At 54.4% G+C, this 22,874-nt stretch carries 21 protein-coding genes; 12 read left to right on the forward strand and 9 right to left on the reverse strand.

Annotated elements, in window-relative coordinates:
• Positions 1–176: 176 nt before the first annotated feature.
• On the reverse strand, positions 177–1,544 hold the full coding sequence (gene ffh / locus H7U06_RS04440; RefSeq protein WP_175624955.1) for a signal recognition particle protein: 1,368 nt from the start codon (positions 1,542–1,544) through the stop codon (positions 177–179).
• Positions 1,545–1,902: 358 nt separating this feature from the next.
• Here ffh and H7U06_RS04445 point away from each other — a divergent pair, with 358 nt between their 5' ends.
• The 9 genes from H7U06_RS04445 to H7U06_RS04485 all read left to right on the forward strand — a co-directional run bounded on the left by H7U06_RS04445 (position 1,903) and on the right by H7U06_RS04485 (position 13,139).
• Positions 1,903–2,712, forward strand: a complete 810-nt coding sequence (locus H7U06_RS04445) for an inner membrane protein YpjD (protein WP_175624956.1) — start codon at positions 1,903–1,905, stop codon at positions 2,710–2,712.
• Positions 2,709–2,951 (forward strand): PP0621 family protein, encoded by a 243-nt coding sequence (locus H7U06_RS04450; RefSeq protein ID WP_175624957.1) that lies wholly within the window; start codon positions 2,709–2,711, stop codon positions 2,949–2,951. Before H7U06_RS04445 ends, H7U06_RS04450 begins: the two co-directional genes overlap by 4 nt.
• Before the next feature lie 3 nt (positions 2,952–2,954).
• Positions 2,955–4,655, forward strand: coding sequence for a PAS domain-containing sensor histidine kinase (locus H7U06_RS04455; RefSeq protein WP_175624958.1), 1,701 nt, complete (start codon positions 2,955–2,957; stop codon positions 4,653–4,655).
• A 29-nt stretch (positions 4,656–4,684) separates the two neighbouring features.
• Entirely contained in the window at positions 4,685–6,106 is a 1,422-nt protein-coding gene (locus H7U06_RS04460) for a sigma-54 dependent transcriptional regulator (protein WP_175624959.1), read from the forward strand.
• Complete coding sequence (gene ampD / locus H7U06_RS04465; RefSeq protein WP_175624960.1) at positions 6,093–6,728, forward strand: 1,6-anhydro-N-acetylmuramyl-L-alanine amidase AmpD; 636 nt, start codon at positions 6,093–6,095, stop codon at positions 6,726–6,728. The genes H7U06_RS04460 and ampD overlap by 14 nt, the downstream gene beginning before the upstream one ends.
• Before the next feature lie 417 nt (positions 6,729–7,145).
• Complete coding sequence (locus tag H7U06_RS04470) at positions 7,146–10,037, forward strand: ribonucleoside-diphosphate reductase subunit alpha (protein WP_175624961.1); 2,892 nt, start codon at positions 7,146–7,148, stop codon at positions 10,035–10,037.
• A 150-nt stretch (positions 10,038–10,187) separates the two neighbouring features.
• Positions 10,188–11,369 carry a ribonucleotide-diphosphate reductase subunit beta gene (locus tag H7U06_RS04475; RefSeq protein ID WP_175624962.1) on the forward strand — a complete coding sequence of 394 codons (1,182 nt, stop codon included), beginning with the start codon at positions 10,188–10,190 and terminating at the stop codon, positions 11,367–11,369.
• 487 nt (positions 11,370–11,856) lie between these two features.
• Positions 11,857–12,504 (forward strand): histone H1-like DNA-binding protein, encoded by a 648-nt coding sequence (locus H7U06_RS04480; RefSeq protein ID WP_175624963.1) that lies wholly within the window; start codon positions 11,857–11,859, stop codon positions 12,502–12,504.
• Between the two features lie 92 nt (positions 12,505–12,596).
• Positions 12,597–13,139, forward strand: coding sequence for a YggT family protein (locus H7U06_RS04485; RefSeq protein WP_175624964.1), 543 nt, complete (start codon positions 12,597–12,599; stop codon positions 13,137–13,139).
• Between the two features lie 46 nt (positions 13,140–13,185).
• Here H7U06_RS04485 and H7U06_RS04490 read toward each other — a convergent pair whose 3' ends face one another.
• The 8 genes from H7U06_RS04490 to H7U06_RS04525 form a co-directional block, all read right to left on the reverse strand.
• Positions 13,186–14,118 (reverse strand): carbohydrate kinase family protein, encoded by a 933-nt coding sequence (locus H7U06_RS04490; RefSeq protein WP_175624965.1) that lies wholly within the window; start codon positions 14,116–14,118, stop codon positions 13,186–13,188.
• Positions 14,119–14,207: 89 nt separating this feature from the next.
• The gene (locus H7U06_RS04495; protein WP_175624966.1) at positions 14,208–15,395 is read right to left on the reverse strand and encodes a DUF3426 domain-containing protein; all 1,188 of its coding nucleotides are present in this window, start codon (positions 15,393–15,395) and stop codon (positions 14,208–14,210) included.
• A gap of 14 nt (positions 15,396–15,409) precedes the next feature.
• Complete coding sequence (prmA, locus tag H7U06_RS04500; protein ID WP_175624967.1) at positions 15,410–16,330, reverse strand: 50S ribosomal protein L11 methyltransferase; 921 nt, start codon at positions 16,328–16,330, stop codon at positions 15,410–15,412.
• A gap of 144 nt (positions 16,331–16,474) precedes the next feature.
• Positions 16,475–17,836 (reverse strand): acetyl-CoA carboxylase biotin carboxylase subunit, encoded by a 1,362-nt coding sequence (gene accC / locus H7U06_RS04505; protein ID WP_175624968.1) that lies wholly within the window; start codon positions 17,834–17,836, stop codon positions 16,475–16,477.
• A 99-nt stretch (positions 17,837–17,935) separates the two neighbouring features.
• The gene (accB, locus tag H7U06_RS04510; protein WP_175624969.1) at positions 17,936–18,403 is read right to left on the reverse strand and encodes an acetyl-CoA carboxylase biotin carboxyl carrier protein; all 468 of its coding nucleotides are present in this window, start codon (positions 18,401–18,403) and stop codon (positions 17,936–17,938) included.
• A 79-nt stretch (positions 18,404–18,482) separates the two neighbouring features.
• Positions 18,483–18,920, reverse strand: a complete 438-nt coding sequence (aroQ, locus tag H7U06_RS04515) for a type II 3-dehydroquinate dehydratase (protein ID WP_175624970.1) — start codon at positions 18,918–18,920, stop codon at positions 18,483–18,485.
• Between the two features lie 83 nt (positions 18,921–19,003).
• The gene (locus H7U06_RS04520; protein ID WP_124574551.1) at positions 19,004–19,525 is read right to left on the reverse strand and encodes a TlpA disulfide reductase family protein; all 522 of its coding nucleotides are present in this window, start codon (positions 19,523–19,525) and stop codon (positions 19,004–19,006) included.
• 2 nt (positions 19,526–19,527) lie between these two features.
• Positions 19,528–20,142, reverse strand: a complete 615-nt coding sequence (locus H7U06_RS04525) for a hypothetical protein (RefSeq protein WP_175624971.1) — start codon at positions 20,140–20,142, stop codon at positions 19,528–19,530.
• A gap of 74 nt (positions 20,143–20,216) precedes the next feature.
• Here H7U06_RS04525 and mpl point away from each other — a divergent pair, with 74 nt between their 5' ends.
• The 3 genes from mpl to H7U06_RS04540 are packed head-to-tail and all read left to right on the forward strand — an operon-like array spanning position 20,217 to position 22,764.
• Positions 20,217–21,590 carry a UDP-N-acetylmuramate:L-alanyl-gamma-D-glutamyl-meso-diaminopimelate ligase gene (gene mpl / locus H7U06_RS04530; protein WP_175624972.1) on the forward strand — a complete coding sequence of 458 codons (1,374 nt, stop codon included), beginning with the start codon at positions 20,217–20,219 and terminating at the stop codon, positions 21,588–21,590.
• Complete coding sequence (locus H7U06_RS04535; RefSeq protein ID WP_175624973.1) at positions 21,587–22,171, forward strand: YqiA/YcfP family alpha/beta fold hydrolase; 585 nt, start codon at positions 21,587–21,589, stop codon at positions 22,169–22,171. Before mpl ends, H7U06_RS04535 begins: the two co-directional genes overlap by 4 nt.
• Positions 22,171–22,764, forward strand: coding sequence for a chorismate lyase (locus tag H7U06_RS04540; RefSeq protein WP_175624974.1), 594 nt, complete (start codon positions 22,171–22,173; stop codon positions 22,762–22,764). Before H7U06_RS04535 ends, H7U06_RS04540 begins: the two co-directional genes overlap by 1 nt.
• Positions 22,765–22,874 lie beyond the last annotated feature (110 nt).

A 22,874-nucleotide genomic window follows, 5' to 3' on the forward strand; every position in this document is an offset into this window, starting at 1 on the left:
TCGATGCGCTTTGGGATGCGCAAGCGGCAGGTTTTGCATCGCAGCGAATCGGAAAGACGGCACCGCATTCCTCCCTTTTTTGTGCGGATCAGTAAAAAGGTCGGGATGTAGCGGTGGCAGAATAAGAAAAAGCCCGGTCTTGCGAGCCGGGCTTTTTGTCTAAATGGCGGGAAAAATCAGCGCATGCCGGGTAGCATACCCTTCATGCCGCGCATCATTTTCATCATATTGCCGCCTTTGAGCTTCTTCATCATGGTCTGCATTTGATCGAATTGCGCCAGCATGCGGTTGACTTCCTGCACCTGGACGCCTGCGCCGGTAGCGATACGGCGTTTGCGCGAAGCCTTGATCAGCTCTGGTTTGGCACGTTCTTGCGGCGTCATCGAATTGATGATGCCTTCCATGCGGACCACCTGTTTGTCAGCCATGCCCATATTCGCGCCAGCGGCGGCTTGCTGCAGTTGCGCTGGCAGTTTATCCATCAGGTTGGACATGCCGCCCATTTTCTTCATTTGCGCCAGTTGCGATTTGAAGTCGTTCAAATCGAACTTGCCGCCGACCTTGATTTTATTGGCCAGGCCTTGCGCCGCTTCCATGTCGACGCCTTTGCGGGCTTCTTCCACCAGCGCCAGGATGTCGCCCATACCGAGGATACGGTCGGCCATACGAGCCGGATCGAACGCTTCCAGGCCATCGAGTTTTTCTGCGACACCAGCGAATTTGATCGGTTTGCCGGTGATGTGGCGTACCGAAAGTGCGGCACCGCCGCGTGAATCACCATCCAGTTTGGTCAGCACGATACCGGTCAGTGGCAGTGCATCGCTAAAGGCTTTGGCCGTATTGATTGCATCCTGACCCAGCATCGCGTCGACCACGAACAGGGTCTCTATCGGTTTGACGGCACCATGCAGGGCTTTGATTTCCTGCATCATCGCTTCGTCTATGCCGAGGCGACCGGCGGTATCGATGATCAGTACGTCGTGATAATGGCGTTTCGCATAGTCCAGTGCGGCCAGTGCGATGTCGACCGGCTTGTCAGTCGGCTGCGACGGGAAGAAGTCAGCACCGACTTGTGCGGTGACGGTTTCCAGCTGGCCGATAGCGGCCGGACGGTAGACGTCGGCGGAAACGGTCAGGACTTTTTTCTTCTTTTGCTCGCGCAGGTATTTGGCCAGCTTACCGACGGTGGTGGTTTTACCTGCACCTTGCAGACCGGCCATCAGGATAATGGCGGGCGGCTGGGTGGCAAAATTCAGTTGTGATGCTTCCGGACCGAGATCGCCGCCCATGATGGCAGCCAGTTCGCGCTGTACGACACCGACCAGTGCCTGGCCAGGTGTGAGCGAGCCCACTACATCTTCGCCCATCGCTTTTTCTTTGACGCGGCTGATGAATTCGCGCACGGCGGGCAAGGCAACGTCGGCTTCGAGCAGGGCCAGACGGACTTCGCGCAGCATTTCTGCAGTATTGGTTTCCGTCAGGCGCGCTTCTCCGCGCATGGTTTTGACGGCTTTGGCTAAGCGTTGGGTGAGATTGTCGAGCATGGATAGTGGCTGGTGTGAGTCTGACTAAACGGTGATGCCAAGGGCGACAGCGCTAAAGCGGCTTGCGGCACAGTATGGCGAAAGTCTCATTTTAACCGATGCGCTGGCGGATGCGCCGCCTGGCCTGAGATAGTTGCTGGCCTGCTATCTATATATAGACGCCTGCTTGGGTCGGCCCTGGCCTGGCAAATTTTTATCGCGCAAACGCATCTAGTACGCGCGTTTGTGTCCGGCTAGTGGTAATGTCACGGGAGCAATTTCACGGCAGACACAAAGCTGCTGCCAGTGAGCTGCAAAAGCGGCGCGCCGCTGGTCCTGCCGACCGGGGTGCTGGCCTTACATGGTGTAAACTTAAGCGATGTACACATACTTCTTTGTCTTGGCTGCATTGTTCTACGCAGCTTGCGCATTCCTGCCGTCGAAACAGCACACGGCAATCTCTACCGGCACCCTGATCGGCTGGCTGCTGCACGGGGCTGCGCTGTGGGTTGATGTGATCGGGCATGGTGTCTTGCGGATGGGATTTGCCATCATGTTGTCCGGTGCCTTGTGGATTTCGGTCGCGATTTACTGGCTGGAAAATCGCAATTTCAGTCTCGATGGTTTACGTGTTCTGGTTTTGCCCAGCGCGGCCATCGGCGTATTGCTGCCCACGGTGTTTCCCGGCAGCCTGATCCCGCTGGATGGCAAGTCGGCACTATTTCCCTGGCATATTGCGATTGCGATGCTGGCTTACAGCACGCTGACCATCGCGGCCTTTCACGCAGTGCTGATGGCGTTGCAGGAATCCAAGCTGCATACCCGTCTGAGTGTACAAAAGACCGGCTGGTTTGCGCTGGCGATCGACCGGTTACCAGCATTGCTGACGATGGAGAAATTGCTGTTCCGCCTGATCGGCATCGGTTTCTTCCTGTTGACGCTGACGGTATTGTCGGGCGTGGTGTTTTCCGAAGAGTTATTCGGCAAGGCATTTAAATGGGAACATAAAACCATCTTCACGATGCTGTCGTGGATTTTGTTCGGTGTCTTGCTGGCCGGACGCAGATGGCGCGGCTGGCGTGGCAAGACTGCGCTTAGTTTTACACTGACGGGGTTTACTACCCTGTTCCTGGCGTATGTCGGCAGCCGTTTTGTATTTGAAGTAATCCTGCACCGGAGCCTGGCATGAAGTTGTTGTTATGGGCTGGTGTAATCGTCGCAGTGATCTGGATACTGCGCAGCAAAAAGTCGAACAAGGCTGAGCCGCCAAAAGCGCAAACTCGCCCGCCAGCCGCGACCGGCGAGACCGAGACTATGCTCAGCTGTGCCCATTGCGGCACCCATTTCCCCGCATCCGAGGCGGTGTTGGGGACTTCCAGCCTGGCCTTTTGCAGCGATGAACATCGCCGTCAGCATCTGGCGCGCTGATACATGGTGAATACCAAACCGGTGGCAGCGGATACGCGGGATACCTTCTGGCGTACTTTGCAGGCTTTTGCGCTGACGCGCACCCTGATTGCCGCAGTTTTGTTCGGTTACTTCGGCATGGGCTCATCCAAGCTGTGGCTGCATAAGGAAAATTTCTGGGGCGCCTGCGTGGTGTACCTGGTGCTGGGTTTGCTGTTTGTCTTGTTGTCACTGTACTGGCGCCGTCGCTTCCTGTTGCAGGTCGTGGTGCAGGTATCGGTAGATATCGTCGCCATCTCCATGCTGTACCTGACCGCGGGCGGTCTCAAGAGCGGTCTCGCCATCCTCTATTTATTCCCGCTGGCTGGTGGTGCGATTCTGACGCCACTGGTGCTGGCGCTCTTCTTCGTTTCTGCGGCGACGCTGGTCCTGCTGGCAGAAAACGGCTATCAATTATTGAATGACAACGCCGACATTTCGTCTTCGCAAGTCGGTTTGTATGGCGCAGCGTTTTTCATCATCATCTTTGCCATTAACCGGCTGGCGGCGCGCCTGATCAAACAGGAAACGCTGGCACGCGGCCGTGGTCGCGCCTTGCATGTGCAACAGGCAATCAATCGTTTGGTGATCGCCGATATGGAGGATGGCATTTTGGTGGTGGATCGTAAAGGTCGCGTACTTACCAGCAATCCGGCAGCAGCACGTATGCTCGGCCTGACTTTTCCACACGTAGGTGACTACGGCAGGTTGTCCGATATGGTGTGGCTGGCACCGATCGCTGCCGCTTATTCCGCCTGGGGCGCACGTTCCGGCTTGCGCGCACCGACGCAGCCCAACACATTGCAGCAGACTCCGACTTTTGTATTCATCAAACACACGGAAGAAAACACCTTGCAAGGCGGTAGTACCATCATGGGTGGACGTCGTGAATTGATGACGCATTTGAAACTGCGCTTTGCCCGGGTCGATGCCGATGGCGTGCAGGAAGACCGGGTCGTGATTTTCCTGCAGGATGTCAGCGAGATTGAAAACCAGGCGCAGCAATTGAAGCTGGCGTCCATGGGGCGGCTCACCGCCAGCATTGCGCATGAGGTGCGCAATCCCTTGTCGGCGATAGGCCATGCGACTTCTTTGCTGAAAGAAGATGAGCTCAGCTCCGGCCAGCAGCGCCTGCTCGCCATTATCAGCGACAACGTGGCACGCCTGAACCGGATGATAGAAGACATCCTGAAGCTGTCGCGCAAGGCACACCAGTACCACGAGCCGCTAAGCCTGGATCTGCTGTTCGAAGACTTGCTGAACGAATTAAATGAGCTGCACGAGATCAAGGATGGCATGATCACAGTGTCTGACATGAAGCCGTATAAAGTCCGTTTCGATCCGTTGCATTTGCGCGAAATCGTCTTGAACTTGCTGACAAATGCGTTACGCTACGCCAGTGGAGCCGCCGCCAGTATACGTATATATATAGTAGCGACGCCCGGCCATCGGCTGGAGTTGCACGTACAGGATGACGGCGCGCAGATCACGCCTGCGGTACGTGCTCATCTGTTCGAGCCGTTTTATACGACCTCCAACAAGGGTACCGGCCTCGGTCTGTATCTGGCGCGCGAGCTGTGCCTGAATAATGGCGCGATGCTGAACTATGAGTACCGGACGGATGAGGAGTCGGGTAAGCCCTCAGGTCGGTTTGTGATTACTTTTGCCACTAACGAAGCTGTTTAAATGTCCTTCAACCCTACACACTGCGCACCATGACATCTCCTCGTATTCTTATCGTCGATGATGAGGCGGACCTGCGCGAGTTGCTGGAAATTACACTCGTCAAAATGGGTTTGGATATCGACAGCGCATCCGACCTGGCTACTGCGCGCGATTATCTGAAGCAACATGAATATGCGCTGGTCTTGACCGATATGCGCTTGCCGGATGGCCTGGGCATAGAGCTGGTGCAGGAAATTACTGCGCAATATAAAAACACCCCGGTCGCTGTGATTACCGCTTTCGGTAGTGCTGACAATGCGGTGGTGGCTTTGAAAGCCGGTGCTTTTGATTATTTGTCGAAACCGGTCGGGCTGGAGCAATTGCGCGTCATGGTGCGTTCCGCCTTGCGTATCAGCCAGTTCGATGAGCAGCCTAGCGTCAAAGTGGCAGTCACACCAGCCTTGCGTCTAATGGGGCAGTCGGCAGCGATGCAGGCACTGCGGGCACAGATTGCCCGCCTGGCGCGCAGCATGGCACCGGTTGCCATCAGTGGTGAGTCCGGCAGCGGCAAGGAATTGGCGGCCCGCGATATTCATGCACAGAGTGGTCGCAGCGACAAACCGTTTGTAGCCGTTAACTGCGGCGCCATCCCGGAAGCGCTGATGGAAGCGGAGTTCTTTGGTTACCGTAAAGGTGCGTTTACCGGTGCGGTTGATGACCGTGATGGTTTCTTCCAGGCGGCGAACGGCGGCACCTTGCTGCTGGATGAGGTGGCCGACCTGCCGCTGGCGATGCAGGTCAAGCTGCTGCGCGCAATTCAGGAGCGTCGTGTGCGCAAAGTCGGGGCGACGGTGGAAGAGCCGGTCGATGTACGTATTATTAGTGCGACTCATCAAAACCTGCTTGATTGCGTGGGACGCGGTACCTTCCGCCAGGATTTGTATTACCGCCTGAATGTCATTGAATTGAATTTGCCGCCTTTGCGCGAACGCCTCGACGATATTGCCTTGCTGGCGCAAGCCATCCTGACGCGTCTGGATACCGAGCCGGTCAGCCTGGCTCCGGCGGCACTGGATGCCTTGCTGGATTATTCCTTCCCCGGCAATGTGCGTGAACTGGAAAACATACTGGAACGTGCGCTGGCCTTTGCCAATGACGGCGTGATCGAAGTAGGCGACCTGGTGCTGAAGGCCGCATATACGCCCAAGACGGTTGCGGTAGCGGAAGCAGAGCAATCAGTCGCAGCGCTGGCCGAGTCTAAAGTGGTGGTGCAGGACGCCCCGGCGTTGACAGCCATTAACGATATACCCGGTTCCTTGCCGGATCACCTGGATGACGTCGAGCGTGAAATCATCCGCCGTGCCTTGAGCAAAACCCAGTTCAACCGTACCCAGGCCGCCGAATTGCTCGGCATCAGCTTCCGCCAGTTGCGTTATCGGATGCAGCGGCTCGACATCAATGCACCGGAATAAGACTTTGGGCCAGCCATCAACGCAGTTCCGGATCGACGCCGCGGGTTGGGCTATCGGGGCAGAGCACCTGCCTTCGCCCAATTTTGACGCACGGGCAGAAGGAACAGAAATTGCATTACTGGTGATACATAACATCAGCTTGCCGCCGTCGCAGTTTGGCGGACCGTATATTGCTGACCTGTTCCTGAACAAATTGGATTATGATGCCGACCCGTATTTTGATCAGCTGCGGCCTTTGCGTGTTTCTGCACACTTCCTGATCCGGCGTGATGGTGCGGTGATGCAATTTGTTTCCGCGCATGACCGGGCCTGGCATGCCGGGGTTTCGTCCTTTTGCGGACAGGAGCGGTGCAACGATTTTTCGATCGGGATCGAATTGGAAGGTACCGACTTTGCTGCTTTTGCGGATGCGCAGTACAGCGCGTTGGCGGCGTTGACGGCAGCACTGAAGGTGGCTTACCCGCTGATGCATGTGACCGGACATGAAGATATCGCGCCTGGTCGCAAAACGGATCCGGGACCTTTTTTCGATTGGGCAGAGTATCAGGCACGTTATCGCCTGCAGCAAAAACAGGCAAATACAGGTGAGCCCGCACCAGATTTGGCTTTCCGCGTAATGTAAAAAATGCAGCTATGCAATCCCATATATTCTTATAAAAAAATATATCTGAAACTGCTGAAAAATTGATTGCATCCTCGCGTCTCGCGCACTAGAATTAGTGCAGATCGTGATTTTCACACTAGATGTAGTAAGTTTTCGGTCCCGCCTTAAGTTTGTTCAGGTAGATGCACCTTCAAGCAATTTGTTAATTCATATGATGTAAGGGCTCTGGGCAGATGCCATATATAAATAGAACGATGTTGGCACGGGCATTCAACACAGCTAGCTGTGTTTCTGGCTGCGGCTTTGGTTTTCATTTGAACCTGGTTCTGCAGCTGTCATCGAGACAAAACAATTTCGCGAAACCGGCAGTAGCCGGTTTTCTCTCTTAAAAAAAGTACGGCAATATTGCCCCCAATCCCTATTGAAGGAGTCGTAATGCTCTCTACGCAAGAAATTTCAGCCAAGTCACCGACAGAAATTGGCAATATCGCGTCCCTCGCGACTGCACCGTCGACCTCCAATACACAGACCGCTGGTCTGGGCGAACATCGCATTATTCGTCGTAATGGCGCAGTTGTTGGTTTTGAGCCATCGAAGATTTCCATCGCAGTAACCAAAGCATTTTTGGCAGTTAACGGTGGCCAGGGTGCGGCATCGGCGCGTGTGCGCGAACTGGTAGAACAACTGACTTCGAACGTCGTCAATGCTCTGGTCCGTCGTCAGCCTGCCGGTGGCACCTTCCACATCGAAGACATCCAGGACCAGGTTGAACTGGCGCTGATGCGTTCGGGTGAACACGATGTCGCGCGCGCTTACGTTCTATACCGCGCCAAACGTATGGAAGAGCGTGCGCAGCAGCAAGCCGCCAAACCAGTCGAAGAAGCACACCAATTGCACGTGACCGAAGACGGTCAGCGTCGTCCGCTGGACATGAATCAAGTGCGTGACCTGATCAATGCAGCTTGCCTGGGTCTGGAAAAACACGTTGATGCTGAAGCGATCCTGCACGAAACAGTTAAAAACCTGTACGACGGCGTACCGGTTGAAGAATTGCACAAGTCTGCCATCCTGGCTGCCCGCGCGCTGATGGAAAAAGACCCTGCATACAGCACCGTAACCGCACGTTTGCTGATGCACACCATTCGTAAAGAAGTATTTGGCCAGGAAGTGGCACAAGCTGACGCGCCTGCGCAGTACATCGAATACTTCCCGAAATTCATCAAAAAAGGTATCGAAGCAGAATTGCTGGACTCCAAACTCGGCCAGTTCGATCTGAAGAAACTGGGCGACGCACTGGTTCCTGAGCGCGATCTGCAGTTCGGCTACCTCGGCCTGCAAACCCTGTACGACCGTTACTTCCTGCACATCCGCGATACCCGTATTGAAATGCCGCAAGCGTTCTACATGCGTGTAGCGATGGGCCTGGCACTGAACGAAATCAACCGCGAAGAACGCGCTATCGAGTTCTACAACCTGCTGTCCAGCTTCGACTTCATGAGCTCGACACCAACCCTGTTCAACTCCGGTACCCAACGTTCGCAATTGTCGTCGTGCTATCTGACCACCGTTGCTGATGACCTCGACGGCATCTACGAAGCGATCAAGGAAAATGCATTGCTGGCTAAGTATGCCGGCGGCCTGGGCAACGACTGGACTCCGGTCCGTTCGCTGGGCGCACATATCAAAGGCACCAACGGCCGTTCGCAAGGCGTGGTTCCATTCCTGAAAGTCGTCAACGACACCGCAGTTGCGGTTAACCAGGGCGGCAAACGCAAAGGCGCAGTCTGCGCATACCTGGAAACCTGGCACATGGACATCGAGGAATTCCTCGACCTGCGTAAAAACACCGGCGATGACCGTCGTCGTACGCATGACATGAATACCGCTAACTGGATTCCTGACCTGTTCATGAAACGCGTCATGGAAAAAGGCGAATGGACCCTGTTCTCGCCATCCGATGCACCAGACCTGCACGACAAAGTCGGCAAAGCGTTCGAAGCGGCTTACACCGGCTACGAAGCCAAGGCAGCGCGCGGCGAACTGAAACTGTTCAAGAAAATTCAGGCACTGGACCTGTGGCGCAAAATGCTGTCCATGCTGTTCGAAACCGGCCACCCATGGATCACATTCAAAGATCCTTGCAACATCCGTTCGCCACAGCAACACGTGGGCGTGGTTCACAGCTCGAACCTGTGCACCGAGATCACACTGAACACCAACGATTCGGAAATCGCAGTCTGCAACCTGGGTTCGGTCAATATGCCGGCCCACATGAAAGACGGCCAGCTGGACCACGTCAAGCTGCAAAAAACGGTACGTACCGCGATGCGCATGCTGGATAACGTGATCGACATCAACTACTACGCAGTCAAGAAAGCACGTGATTCCAACCTGCGCCACCGTCCGGTCGGCCTCGGTATCATGGGTTTCCAGGATTGCCTGCACATGATGCGCATTCCTTACGCTTCGGATGAAGCAGTACAGTTTGCTGACCGCTCAATGGAAGCCGTCTGCTACTACGCTTACTACGCATCGACCGAACTGGCCGAAGAACGTGGTCGTTACAGCTCCTACCGTGGTTCGCTGTGGGATCGTGGCATCCTGCCGCAAGACTCGCTGAAGCTGCTGCAGGAAGAGCGCGGCGGCTATCTGGAAGCCGACCTGACAGAAACCCTGGACTGGGCACCGTTGCGTGAACGCATCAAACAATACGGTATGCGTAACTCGAACTGCGTGGCGATTGCACCAACCGCAACCATTTCGAACATCATCGGCGTTTCGGCATGTATCGAACCGACTTACCAGAACCTGTACGTTAAATCGAACCTGTCGGGTGAGTTCACCGAGATCAATGAATACCTGGTACGTGATTTGAAAGCACGTGGCTTGTGGGATGAAGTCATGATTTCCGATCTCAAATACTTCGACGGCAGCCTGGCCAAGATCGACCGCATTCCGCAAGACTTGCGCGACATCTACGCAACGGCGTTTGAAGTTGAGCCGAAATGGCTGGTTGAAGCGGCATCGCGTCGTCAAAAATGGATCGATCAGGCGCAATCCCTGAATATCTACATGGCTGGCGCATCCGGCAAGAAACTGGACGACACCTACAAACTGGCATGGTTGCGTGGCCTGAAAACCACTTACTACCTGCGTACCATGGGTGCAACGCATACCGAGAAATCGACGTCCAAAACCGGCGCGTTGAATGCAGTGGATTCGGGCGCTCCATCGGCAGCACCACAAGCAGCGGCAGAAACAGACGGTCCTGCTTGCATGTTGCGTCCTGGTGATGCAGGATTCGAGGAATGCGAAGCTTGCCAATAAGCGGTAGCCAAGCGCTGGCAGGGCGGGATTAAACCGGCTGGCCAGCGCGAGATTGAACTAGATGTAAAGAAAGCAGACAAAGGACTATGAGCTTTTGTTCTGCAACGACGGTGTAACGACACCAGCAGAATACGAATAAGGAAATAAGTCATGCTAAGTTGGGATGAAGAAGTAACTCCGGCAGCACCTGCGCCTGGCGCGCAACCAGCGTTGCAACCAGTGCGTGAAGCAGCCGCACCACGCGCGCAGGCGCAACAGGATGTGGCACTGGATCCTGCACTGGTAGCGAAAAACGCTGCTGCAGTCGACCCGACCCGCCGTATGGACGCCGCCGACAAGCGCGTCATCAACGGGCAAACAGACGTTAACCAACTGGTTCCGTTCAAATATAAATGGGCATGGGATAAATATCTGGCCGGTTGCGCTAACCACTGGATGCCGCAAGAGATCAATATGCAGCGTGATATTGAACTGTGGAAAAACCCGAATGGCCTGACCGAAGACGAGCGTCGTCTGGTCAAGCGTAACCTCGGCTTCTTCGTTACCGCCGATTCTCTGGCTGCCAACAACATCGTGCTCGGTACCTACCGCCACATTACCGCTCCGGAATGCCGCCAGTACTTGCTGCGCCAGGCATTTGAAGAAGCGATCCACACTCACGCTTATCAATACATCGTTGAATCGCTGGGCCTGGACGAAGGCGAAATCTTCAATGCTTACAATGAAGTCGAGTCGATCCGCGACAAGGATCAGTTCCTGATCCCATTCATCGAGACGCTGACCGATCCTGAATTCAAGACCGGCACGATTGAGAATGATCAAAAATTGCTGCGCTCGCTCATCGTGTTTGCCTGCCTGATGGAAGGTCTTTTCTTCTATGTCGGCTTCGCACAAATCCTCGCGCTCGGTCGTCAAAACAAGATGATGGGTGCTGCAGAGCAGTATCAATACATCCTGCGTGATGAGTCGATGCACTGCAACTTCGGCATCGATTTGATCAACACGATCAAGCTCGAAAATCCGCATTTGTGGACGCCGCAATTCCGCGAAGAGATTAAAACGTTGTTTTTACGCGCAGTAGAGTTGGAATATCGTTACGCAGAGGATACAATGCCGCGTGGAGTGCTTGGTCTTAACGCACCGATGTTCAAAGGCTATTTGAGATTCATTGCAAATCGCCGCGCACAACAAATCGGTTTGGAACCGATGTTTGAACAAGAAGAAAATCCATTCCCATGGATGAGCGAAATGATCGATCTGAAAAAAGAGCGCAACTTTTTTGAGACACGTGTCATCGAATACCAAACTGGTGGCGCGCTCAACTGGGAATAAATAATTAAAAATCGCGTTGCCTGAGCAACGCGAAACAAGCAGCAAAAGAGTAGTTCCAAAGATGCAGTCGCTCAAGCAGGAATTACAAAGACTGCGTAAAACAGGAAAGGCAACAACCAAATTTAATGAACAGTAGAAGACCTATACGATCTCATCTGCTCAAACCGCAACACTTGATTCAGTCAGGTGCGGCGGTTTTTTTCTTTTAAAAAGGGTTGTTTTTTTTGAAAGAGGATTTCAATGCCGGCGTGTGCGCTGGGGTTTTTTTTGGCTATAGCGGGAGCTCCGCTACGTTGGACGCATAGCCAAGCAAGGCTGAAGTGCTGCATAAGTGAGGGGATGCAGCAGTTCAGCTGGAGCCGAATTCATTAGCGCAAGCAACAAGCACGCTTGTGCCGATGAATAATTCGCCCAAACCATCGCGATGGTGCGGGAGAGTTTCAAACCTAGAAGCTTGATTTTTTCCATCACGTGAAGGAGAAACAAAATGGCAACAGCAGCAAAAAAACCAGCAGCTAAGAAACCAGCTGCAAAGAAAGCAGCAGCTAAAAAACCAGCTGCAGCAAAAAAACCAGTAGCTAAAAAAGCAGCAGCTAAAAAGCCAGTGGCTAAAAAAGCAGCAGCTAAAAAGCCAGTAGCGAAAAAAGCCGTAGCTAAGAAAGCTGTAGCTAAAAAGCCAGTGGCTAAAAAAGCAGCAGCTAAAAAGCCAGTAGCGAAAAAAGCCGTAGCTAAAAAAGCTGTAGCGAAAAAAGTCGTTGCTAAGAAAAAGCCAGTGGCTAAAAAAGCAGCAGCTAAAAAGCCAGTAGCTAAAAAAGCAGTTGCTAAGAAAGTCGTAGCTAAGAAAAAGCCAGCGGCCAAAAAAGCAGCAGCTAAAAAGCCTGCTGCTAAAAAAGCAGTTGCTAAAAAAGCCGTGGCTAAAAAAGCTGTAGCTAAAAAGCCAGCAGCTAAAAAGGCAGCCGCAAAAAAGCCAGCAGCTAAGCCTGCTGCTAAAAAAGCAGTTGCTAAAAAACCTGCAGCTAAAAAAGCAGCGCCTAAAAAGCCTGCCGCTAAGCCAGCAGCAGTAGCAGCGCCTGCAGTTAAGACGGTGTTGAATCCGGCAGCAGCATGGCCGTTTCCAACGGGCACACGTCCGTAAATCCAGGTTCGCTTGGATGCGCCTGATTAAATTCAGGCACAATCCCGCTGTGTGGCTTTGGTCGCACAGCGGTTTTTTTTTAAGGAGTCTCCGTGCTGGATAGCATCTTTACGCTGATTATCGATACGGTCGCCATCGTGCTGGCCGGTGCCTTGCTGCTCAGATTCTGGATGCAGGCTGTGCGCGTGCGTCCACCGATGGAACTGGCACAATTTACCTATCAACTGACAGACTGGCTGGTACGCCCGTTGCGCCGAGTATTACCGGGTGCCGGTGGTTACGATTGGGCCAGTGTGATTGCTGCCTTCCTGGTGGCGTTGGTGGCAACAGCTGTTGACCTGTTGTTGCGGGGTGGCTTTAGCGCGCAAACGCTGTTGCTCCTGTCCTTGCTGCGCGTCGTGCAGTGGGCTTTATATGGCCTGATCGGCCTGATCCTGATCGAAGTGATCTTTAGCTGGGTGAATCCGCGTGCGCCGCTGGCACCGTTCGTCCGTGCCTTGAATGATCCGCTGATGCGGCCTTTGCGCCGGGTAGTGCCTTTGATAGGCTCGGTGGATTTATCGCCGCTGGTTGCGCTGATCCTGCTGCGCATAGCGATACAGTTGGTCACTACCGTGGTGGCAGCGCTACTGTAATGAATATGCGGTCCGGCCACCGAGCCGGATCCGCAGTACTTCCTTCTTACAGACGATAGCCGAAAGCTTGCTGGAAGCGATCGTCGATCTCTGTACGCGACAATACGTGGTTTTGTGGGCCCTGGTGTGCAATCTTGATGGAGCCCATCAGACTGGACAAACGTCCGGTCGTCGCCCAATCCATATTGTTGGTCAAACCAAACAACATACCGGCACGGAATGCATCGCCGCAACCGGTCGGGTCGAGTACCCGTTCCGCCTTAACGCATGGGATATTCAGATGTTCGTTGCCGGTGAATATCTCTGCGCCTTGTTCGCCGCGGGTGACGACCAGGGCCGAAACGCGCTCTGCGATCTGTTTCAGTGACAAGCCGGTACGCTCAGTCAGCAATTCTGCTTCGTAATCATTGACTGCAACATAGGTTGCCAGGTCGATGAAGTTCTTCAGCTCATCACCATTAAACATAGGCAAGCCCTGGCCCGGATCGAAGATCAGCGGGATATTCAGGTCGGCACAGTGCTGTGCGTGCTGCAACATGCCGTCGCGGCCATCTGGTGCGACGATGGCGATGGCGACCTGGCCAGCGTCTGCCACCTTGTTGTAATGGGAGTAGCTCATTGCGCCCGGGTGGAACGCATTGATCTGGTTACCGCCAGCATCTGTCGTGATGAAGGCCTGGCCGGTATAGGAGTTATCTATGGTTTTCAAGCATTGCTGCGAAATCTGCAATTGCTCGAGGCGGTCACGATAGGACGCGCCATCCTGGCCTATGGTTGCCATGATGAGCGGATCGCCGCCCAGCAATTTCAGGTTGTACGCGATGTTACCGGCGCAACCACCGAATTCGCGGCGTATGCTCGGAACCAGGAAGGACACATTGATTTTGTGCAATTGGTCGGCCAGCAAGGCTTCGGAGAAACGGCCTTCAAAGGACATGATCGTATCGAATGCAACGGAACCGCAAATTAAGGATTTCATATTTAGTATGGAATAGGCCAGAGATAAGAAATTGGTCGCAATCATACACTGGGCCGCTGCTTTGCGGCACGGTGTTCAATGGCAGGAGTTCAGGGGTAGAACAGGTAGACGCGGTAGCCGGATGCTTTCAGCTGCGATAGTTCAAACGATAGTTTGACGCTGCGCTCGCTGTTGGCGCTAAAGCCTATGCGCACATCCTCGCTATTGTTGAGATAGTCAGCCGGTGTGAAGACGCGTCGCAACAAGGCTTTTTCATTGGTGTCGTTGAGCGTCAATTCTATGTGCGGCCACTCCTGATACGTACTGCTGTAGTTGCGTAGCAGCGTAGTGAGTACAAACGTATCTTTGTCATTGGCGAGCGTTTGCAGTTCGCTGGATTCTATCGATACCTGGTCGATCTGGGCAGGCAGGTCGATGCGGCAACCCAGTAATTCACAGGCGTTGATCAACGCCGGTTTGGCTTGCGGGAACCAGCCAGCGATTTGATTGCGGAATATATAGGTGCCCTGCAGCAGGGCCGCGATCAGCAAAATGAAGCAACTGACGCTGAGGAAAATGCGCAACTTGCGGCTCAGGCGTTGTTTGCGCCTGCCTCGTTTCAGGAAGTCGGGCTCGTCATCTGCATCGACTTCATCCAGTGCGTCTTCGGTCGCTGCTTTCGCCGATTTGCGGCTACCGCGCCAGGGTTTGCGTTGCAAGTCATTGATCGCCTGGTCCAGCTCGTTCGGGTCGTAGGTGGACGCGGTGTTTTCGGCATTGATTTCATCCGGGAGTTCACGGGTGAAATCCAGCAAGGTCATACGCTGCAGCGGGTCTTCGGGTTTGTTTGCTTCGTAATCGGGATCAGGTACATAGACATCCGCATCACGTTCAAAACCGGCCGGGATCTCGAAATCTATCTTGCTGGCGGCCGGTGCTTTTGCTACTTCCGGTTCTTCTTCTACTGCTTGGTCTTCGATTGCGGCTTCGTCTGTCTCGGTTTCTGCGGTATCCGGTGCGGATGCGCTGCTTGTGTCAGCGCTGTTATCCATATCTACTTCAGAGACGGGTGCTACCGGAGTTGCAGGAACAGATGGGGTTTCGACGACGGCGGGCGCAGCAGGTGTCGCGGGTGCTGGTGTGGATGCTGCGGCATCTTCAGACGGCAACAGATTCTCTATGCCGTTAAAGATTTCCTTGCAGTAGCCGCAGCGCACCAGGCCTGCGCGCAACTTCAATTGATCATGCGCGACGCGGAACGTCGTCTGGCAGTGGGGACATTGAGTCGCGAGTGCCATAAGTGCGTTGGTCTTTATGCCTGGCCGGGCGGGAGATGGCCAGCCAACGCGACCCAACCTTCATGTTCTGCCCAGACACTGAGCGCGATGAAAGGAGCGTAAGCGGCGGTGACTTCTTCGACCTGGGTCGCGAGTACGCCGGACAGGATCAGCTTGCCACCCGGACGGACGCGTCCGGATAGCATCGGCGCCATCACCTTGAGCGGGTTGGCGAGGATGTTGGCGACGACCACGTCAAACGTGTGGGCATGGCCGGAGATGGCAAATTCATCCGGCAGGTAATAAGCGACGTCGCAATGATTGCGTTCGGTATTGAAAACTGCCGACTTGATCGCTTGCGGATCGATATCGATACCGATCACGTCGGTGGAGCCCAGCTTGGCTGCCACCATCGCCAGTATGCCGGAGCCACAGCCATAGTCGAGTACGCTCAGGCCGACTGGCGGATTTGCTTCCAGCCATTCCATGCAGAGTCGTGTGGTCGGATGGCTGCCGGTGCCAAAGGCGAGGCCGGGGTCCAGTTCCAGTACCAGCGCCTGCGGGTCAGGTGCATCGTGCCAGCTCGGCACGACCCAGATGTTTTTACCGATATGGATAGGTTCGAATTGCGATTGGGTTAAACGTACCCAGTCCTGTTCTTCCACGGCGCGCAGTGTAAAGACGACGTCAGCAGCGACGAGCCCGACTGCTTGTGCGGCTTCGGCCACGATGCTGGCCTGGTCTGCTTCGATGGGGGTGAGGGCGACAACGCGGCTATGTTCCCACGCTGCTTCTGTCGGTTCCATGCCGGGTTCGCCAAACAAAGGTTGTTCGGCGTCAGTGCCGAAGTCAGCGTCTTCTACCGAGACTGATAATGCGCCAGCCTCCATCAGCGCATCGGATAATGCTTCCGCATGCGTACGGGCGACTTCGATCACAATTTCGGTCCAGCTCATGTATTACCTCGATGTACTTTACTGTCAGCCATTATAGGGGCTGTGCGCCCGCAAGGGGCAGGGTGATGATAGTTTGTATACGCTGTAACAATCAAACCGCTTGATTGTTACAGCGATAGGCTCGACGCCAGGAGATGATGCTGATTACGCTTTCGGCAAATCTGGCTTGTTTGCCAGTTTTTGCTCGAGGTAGTGAATGTTGGTGCCGCCTTCGATGAAGCGTGCATCCACCATCAGTTCACGATGCAGTGGGATGTTGGTTTGTATGCCTTCCACCACCATTTCGGACAAAGCGATTTGCATGCGCTTGATCGCTTGTTCACGGGTCGCACCGTAAGCAATGACTTTGCCTACCATCGAGTCGTAGTGTGGCGGCACGTAGTAACCAGCATACGCATGCGAGTCTACACGGATGCCAGGACCACCAGGTGCATGCCAGGAAACAATCTTGCCTGGCGACGGAGTGAACTTGAACGGGTCTTCCGCATTGATACGGCATTCGATGGCGTGGCCGCTCAGGATCACGTCACGTTGGCGGAAACGCAGTTTTTCGCCAGCAGCGATACGGATCTGCTCTTGCACGATGTCGATGCCGGTGATCATTTCGGTGACCGGATGTTCAACCTGCACGCGGGTGTTCATTTCGATGAAGTAGAACTCACCGTTTTCGTACAGGAACTCAAACGTACCAGCACCGCGATAACCCATTTTGCGGCAAGCTTCTGCGCAGCGATCGCCGATGCGTTCTATGGTTTTGCGTGGAATGCCAGGAGCTGGCGCTTCTTCCATGACTTTCTGGTGGCGACGTTGCATGGAGCAATCGCGCTCGCCCAACCAGATGGCGTTTTTGTGTTCGTCGGCCAGGATCTGGATTTCCACGTGACGTGGATTTTCCAGGTACTTCTCCATATAGACTTCCGGATTGCCGAAGGCTGTACCGGCTTCGGTCTTGGTCATGGTGACCGCATTCAGCAAAGCTGCTTCGGTATGCACAACGCGCATGCCGCGTCCACCGCCACCGCCGGCTGCCTTGATGATGACCGGGTAGCCGATCTTGCGTGCAATCTGCACGATTTCTTTCGGATCATCCGGCAATGCGCCGTCCGAACCTGGCACGCATGGCACGCCAGCTTTAATCATGGCTTGTTTGGCCGACACTTTGTCGCCCATCATGCGGATCGATTCCGAGCGTGGACCGATAAAGACGAAGCCGGATTGCTCTACGCGTTCAGCAAAATCCGCATTTTCCGACAGGAAGCCGTAGCCGGGATGGATCGCTTCGGCGTCGGTCACTTCTGCCGCGCTGATGATGGCCGGCATGTTCAGATAGCTTAATGTGGATGGTGCCGGGCCGATACAAACGGACTCGTCGGCCAGTTTGACGTATTTTGCATCGCGGTCTGCCTCGGAATGGACGACCACGGTCTTGATGCCCATTTCGCGGCAGGCGCGCTGGATTCGGAGCGCAATCTCGCCACGGTTGGCGATAAGAATTTTTTCAAACATAGTGGAAACTGGATTCGTCGTTATAGGGAATGAATCGAATCAGCAAAATGGGAGGGGCGGCTAAGCGTCTCTTGCTTACGCTACCCCTGCAACCATTTATTAGCCGATGATAAACAACGGTTGGCCAAACTCGACCGGTTGGCCGTTTTCGACCAGGATTTCCTTGATAACGCCAGAAGCGTCAGCATCGATTTCATTCAAGAGTTTCATCGCTTCGATGATGCACAGGGTGTCGCCTTCTTTGACAACCGAGCCAACTTCAACGAATGCTGGCGAACCTGGAGCAGAGGAGCGGTAGAAGCTGCCAACCATAGGCGATTTAACGACATGACCCTTGATTTCAACTGGTGCTGCTGCAACTGGTGCCGCGGCGGCTACTGGAGCTGCTGCTGGTGCAGGTGCATATTGCGCTGGAGCGCCTTGCGGTTGCATCATCACTACTTGGTTTTGCGGTGCTGCGGAAGATTTGACGATACGGACTTTGCTTTCGCCTTCCGTGACTTCCAGTTCAGCGATATCCGATTCTGCGACCAGATCAATGAGGGTCTTGAGCTTGCGTAAATCCATGTGAATTTCCTTGGAAATTTTAGTTTTTATGATTGAAGATGGCGGCAATTATAAGTCATTTGCCGACAAATGGTGAAATTTAGAGCTTTTTGAGCGCAAAAGAGATAGCTGCTGTATATCCTTCGGTGCCCAATCCGCAAATCACGCCGACAGCGATGCCGGACAGATAGGAATGATGGCGAAATGCTTCGCGCTGGTGAATGTTGGAAACGTGGATTTCCACAAATGGTATGGCAACGCCTGCCAATGCATCGCGCAATGATACGCTGGTATGCGTAAGTCCGCCCGGATTTATCACGATGGCATCGATACCTTCTTTTTTCGCGGCCTGGATGCGGTCGATTAACGCGCCTTCATGATTGCTCTGGAAGGTCGTCAATTTGGCACCGGCTTGCGCAACCTGTTCGCTGGCCGCACGTTCCACATCAGCAAGAGTGGTGCTGCCATAGACTTCAGGCTCGCGCGAACCCAGTAAATTCAGGTTCGGGCCGTTTAATAAAAGAATATTTTTTGCCATGGAGATGCAACTCCGTTTGCAGACGATGGGCGCATTTTGCCGCTAAATGGCGCTGATTGGCAAGGAAAAATCTTGCTTTGGATTTAAAGAGCGGCGATGTCGGCGCGCAGTTGATCCATCTTCAGGCGACCCAGGTAGGTTTTGCGTACGTCGCCTTTCGGTCCAATGATCACGGTAAAAGGCAGGCCGCCAGCCTGATTGCCGAATTGGCGCGACAGTTCGCTGCCGGTCAGTCCGGCTATATAAAGCGGATAGGTGATTTTATATTTGGCGGCGAATTCGCGGATATTGCTCGGCGAGTCTATGCCGATACCGAGGATCTGGATGTTCTTTCCGGCCAGCTCTGTTTGTAATTCCGTCAGTTCAGGCATTTCTTCCACGCAGGGTGCGCACCACGTTGCCCAAAAGTTAACGATCAGGGTTTTGCCATGGTATTCACCCAAGCTATGTGTTTTGCCGTTGCTGTCTTCCATGTTCTGCGCGAAGAAGTTGGCGACGGCGGGAGATTCGGGATTGGCCGGACGGTGATGTTTGGCACCGAAGTAGATGCCGAAGGCAGCAAAGAATACGGCGATAGTGGCGAACAAAAAGACATTACGTTTCATATTTACTCATTTTCCTCGGATAGCAGTGCGCGCACTGATTCTATATCAGCACGCTCGGCACGGCCGGATGATGACTTTTTCAGGGCGCCTCGCAGATCATCGCTGTTGTAGAGTGCCAGGTGTACGCCTTCCTGTTGCCAGAGGAAGCTCAGGGTTTCTACCGGCTCGTTGTGACCTTTGAAATGATTGGACTCCGAAACGTCGAAGTCCACCCCCTTATTTAATAGATAGATTTCTACGTCTTTCGGACTTTCTGCGAACAATTGCAGATGGATTTCCGAGTGTTCGCCTGCGGTGCCGTTCAGGATCGCGCCGGTCAGGTGGGGCTGGAAAGGTGCCAGTTCGGCCATCAGGCGCACCGCGAGTTGCCGCAAATGCAATAAGCGGGCAGGCTGGGTGTCACCGAAAAACAGCTCGTTATATATCCGTACCTCGTCTTCGATCTGGCTGTTGTCCGGCAGCACATTGCCGCGCACTTTGCTATTGCCCAGTATCTGTTTGACGGCCTTGCGTTTGGCCGTGCCGTAGTCGACCCCATCTTCTGCAATCAGGCGGGCGGCGGCTGCGGCGATTTCCGCGCGCAGCAATTCGGTATCGGACAAAGGGGGTGTAGGCATGGCGTGATTGATACTCCCGCCGACATAGGCCCGTCGTCGGGTAAAATCTCGTTAATTCAATCTGAAATTGTACAATGCATATCCACATACTTGGCGTTTGCGGCACCTTCATGGGTGGTTTGGCAGTTCTGGCTAAGGCCGCCGGCCATACGGTTACCGGATGCGACGCGAACGTCTATCCGCCTATGAGTACCCAGCTTGAAGCACAAGGCATCAAGCTGATCGAAGGTTACGGTCCCGAACAGATCAGCCTGTCCCCTGATTTATATGTCATCGGCAACGTTGTTTCGCGCGGCAATCCGCTGATGGAAGAAATCCTCAATCGAGGTTTGCCATACACCTCCGGCCCGCAATGGATAGGTGAGCACATCCTGCAAGGTAAGTGGGTGCTCGCTGTTGCAGGTACACACGGTAAAACCACGACTTCGTCCATGTTGGCGTGGATACTGCAAGATGCAGGCTACGATCCCGGCTTCCTGATCGGCGGCGTGCCTATGAACTTTGGTATTTCTGCGCGCTTGTCCGGCAGCGGCAAGGAATCGTCATTCTTCGTGATTGAGGCGGATGAATACGATACGGCCTTCTTCGACAAGCGCAGCAAGTTCGTGCACTACCACGCGAAGACAGCGATCCTGAATAACCTGGAATACGACCACGCCGATATTTTCCCTGACCTGCATGCAATCGAAACCCAGTTCCATCATCTGGTGCGTACCGTGCCGGGTGTAGGGCGCGTGATTGCAAACGGACGCGAGGAGGCGTTGCAACGCGTATTGCAACGTGGTTGCTGGAGCGAGAGCGAATGGTTTGGCGGCAAGGATGGCTGGTCGCTGACCACGCATGACGATGGCAATTTCGATGTGATCTTCAATGGCGAATTGCAAGGCACAGTGCAGTGGTCGCTGACCGGCGAACACAATCGCATGAATGCGCTGGCTGCCATCGCTGCTGCACGCCACGTTGGCGTATTGCCAGCACAGGCAATCGCCGCACTCGGACAATTTGAAAACGTCAAACGACGCATGGAGCTGCGCGGTACGGTCAACGATATCGCCGTCTATGACGACTTCGCGCATCATCCGACGGCCATCGCGACCACGGTAGAGGGCTTGCGCAAGAAGGTCGGCAAGGCACGCATACTCGCAGTGCTGGAACCGCGCTCGAATACGATGAAGCTGGGCACGATGAAAGAAGCCTTGCCTGGCAGCCTGGTCGATGCCGACTTGGTCTTCGGTTATGGCGCCAGCGGTAACGGCAAGGATGCGCTGGGCTGGGATCTGGCGGAAGCACTGTCACCTTTGGGCGACAAGGCGCGCGCCTTTAATGACTTGCCAACTCTGGTGCAAGCGATTGCGCAAAGTGCACAAACCGGCGACCAGATCCTGGTCATGAGCAACGGTGGCTTTGGCGGTGTGCACCAAAAGATTCTGGATGCGCTGGCTCAATGATTTTGTATCTGCACGGTTTCCGTTCTTCCCCGCTGTCATATAAAACCAGTTTGCTGGCGGCCCGCATGCAGGCGCTGGGGCGGGGTGATGAATATATTTGTCCGCAACTACCCGCTTCACCAAGCGCAGCAATCGCGCTGGCATTGTCGCTTGCGCAGGATATTCCTCCTGCCGAGCTCACACTGATCGGTTCTTCGCTCGGTGGCTACTACGCAACCTGGCTGGCAGAACGACTGGGTTGTCGGGCTGTCATGCTTAATCCTGCCGTGCACGCAGCACGCGACCTGGCGAGCCAGGTTGGTGTCAAAACGCAATATCACTCGAATGAGGCGTTTGAATTCAAGCGCGAGTATATTGATGAATTGACGGCGCTGGCCGTGCCTGTGATTACGCAGCCGCAACGTTATTTCCTGATAGCAGCAAGCGGTGATGAGTTGCTCGACTGGCGTGAGATGGTGACGCAATTCGCAGGTGCAAAACAGCATGTAATAGAAGGCAGCGACCACGGCATATCTGATTTTGCCGAGTATGCAGATGAAGTGCTGGCCTTTTGCGGTGTCGACCTCGGAGCGGTGCAGTGATGAGCGAGACCAGGACACATCGCGCGGTTACGCACGCGTACTGGTATGCACATGTCAACGCCGTGCAGCCGTCGCCGCAGATGCGGGGCTGGCTGACGGATGAGATGTCGCTGACGATGAAGCTGGTCGCACGCTGTGAGCAATTTCGCATACGCCGGCTGGTACAACAGCAAGCGATGGTGTTGGCGGATGAATATGAGATGGTCGCCTTGCCGCGCCGTCTGCAAGTGCAGGAACGTGAAGTATTGCTGTGCTGTGATGACACGCCTGTCGTCTATGCACACACGATAGTGCCGCTGTCGGCGACTGCTTCTGACTGGCCATTTTTTGGCACGCTGGGCGAGCGCTCGTTGGGGACTACCTTGTTTGGTGATCCCAAGGTGTGGCGCGGCAAACTGGAATATGCGCGCCTGTCGGCACAGCATCCGCTGGCGGTGCGCGCGGCGGCAGCCCTGGGTCAGGCCTTGCCTGCACCTTTATATGCGCGTCGTTGTTTGTATCGTCGCGGCCAGGGTTTGCTACTGGTAACAGAAGTTTTTCTCCCCAATCTGGCTACGATCCGGCAGAATCCGCACGCCGAGAGGAAAAGCTAAATAACACAGCGCAAATGTGCGCGTAATCCATGCAGCAATCTATCCTGTGTACAAGCGGGAGCGATAGTAGGTGCAGCTGTATAAAGAACGATTAAGAATTACTAAATAAG

The sequence above is a fragment of the Herminiimonas sp. Marseille-P9896 genome, from assembly GCF_903993245.1.
Taxonomy (GTDB): Bacteria; Pseudomonadota; Gammaproteobacteria; order Burkholderiales; family Burkholderiaceae_D; genus Oxalicibacterium; species Oxalicibacterium contaminans.

Excerpts from the sequence above, each read along its gene's own strand:
- H7U06_RS04450 (WP_175624957.1), top strand. The coding sequence starts at position 2,709 with ATGAAGTTGTTGTTATGGGCTGGTGTAATCGTCGCAGTGATCTGGATA.
- ffh (WP_175624955.1), bottom strand. The coding sequence starts at position 1,544 with ATGCTCGACAATCTCACCCAACGCTTAGCCAAAGCCGTCAAAACCATG.
- H7U06_RS04495 (WP_175624966.1), bottom strand. The coding sequence starts at position 15,395 with ATGGCACTCGCGACTCAATGTCCCCACTGCCAGACGACGTTCCGCGTC.
- accB (WP_175624969.1), bottom strand. The coding sequence starts at position 18,403 with ATGGATTTACGCAAGCTCAAGACCCTCATTGATCTGGTCGCAGAATCG.
- aroQ (WP_175624970.1), bottom strand. The coding sequence starts at position 18,920 with ATGGCAAAAAATATTCTTTTATTAAACGGCCCGAACCTGAATTTACTG.
- H7U06_RS04525 (WP_175624971.1), bottom strand. The coding sequence starts at position 20,142 with ATGCCTACACCCCCTTTGTCCGATACCGAATTGCTGCGCGCGGAAATC.
- H7U06_RS04475 (WP_175624962.1), top strand. The coding sequence starts at position 10,188 with ATGCTAAGTTGGGATGAAGAAGTAACTCCGGCAGCACCTGCGCCTGGC.
- H7U06_RS04490 (WP_175624965.1), bottom strand. The coding sequence starts at position 14,118 with ATGAAATCCTTAATTTGCGGTTCCGTTGCATTCGATACGATCATGTCC.
- accC (WP_175624968.1), bottom strand. The coding sequence starts at position 17,836 with ATGTTTGAAAAAATTCTTATCGCCAACCGTGGCGAGATTGCGCTCCGA.
- H7U06_RS04540 (WP_175624974.1), top strand. The coding sequence starts at position 22,171 with ATGAGCGAGACCAGGACACATCGCGCGGTTACGCACGCGTACTGGTAT.
- H7U06_RS04480 (WP_175624963.1), top strand. The coding sequence starts at position 11,857 with ATGGCAACAGCAGCAAAAAAACCAGCAGCTAAGAAACCAGCTGCAAAG.
- H7U06_RS04520 (WP_124574551.1), bottom strand. The coding sequence starts at position 19,525 with ATGAAACGTAATGTCTTTTTGTTCGCCACTATCGCCGTATTCTTTGCT.
- mpl (WP_175624972.1), top strand. The coding sequence starts at position 20,217 with ATGCATATCCACATACTTGGCGTTTGCGGCACCTTCATGGGTGGTTTG.
- H7U06_RS04470 (WP_175624961.1), top strand. The coding sequence starts at position 7,146 with ATGCTCTCTACGCAAGAAATTTCAGCCAAGTCACCGACAGAAATTGGC.
- H7U06_RS04535 (WP_175624973.1), top strand. The coding sequence starts at position 21,587 with ATGATTTTGTATCTGCACGGTTTCCGTTCTTCCCCGCTGTCATATAAA.
- H7U06_RS04460 (WP_175624959.1), top strand. The coding sequence starts at position 4,685 with ATGACATCTCCTCGTATTCTTATCGTCGATGATGAGGCGGACCTGCGC.
- prmA (WP_175624967.1), bottom strand. The coding sequence starts at position 16,330 with ATGAGCTGGACCGAAATTGTGATCGAAGTCGCCCGTACGCATGCGGAA.
- ampD (WP_175624960.1), top strand. The coding sequence starts at position 6,093 with ATGCACCGGAATAAGACTTTGGGCCAGCCATCAACGCAGTTCCGGATC.
- H7U06_RS04455 (WP_175624958.1), top strand. The coding sequence starts at position 2,955 with ATGGTGAATACCAAACCGGTGGCAGCGGATACGCGGGATACCTTCTGG.
- H7U06_RS04445 (WP_175624956.1), top strand. The coding sequence starts at position 1,903 with ATGTACACATACTTCTTTGTCTTGGCTGCATTGTTCTACGCAGCTTGC.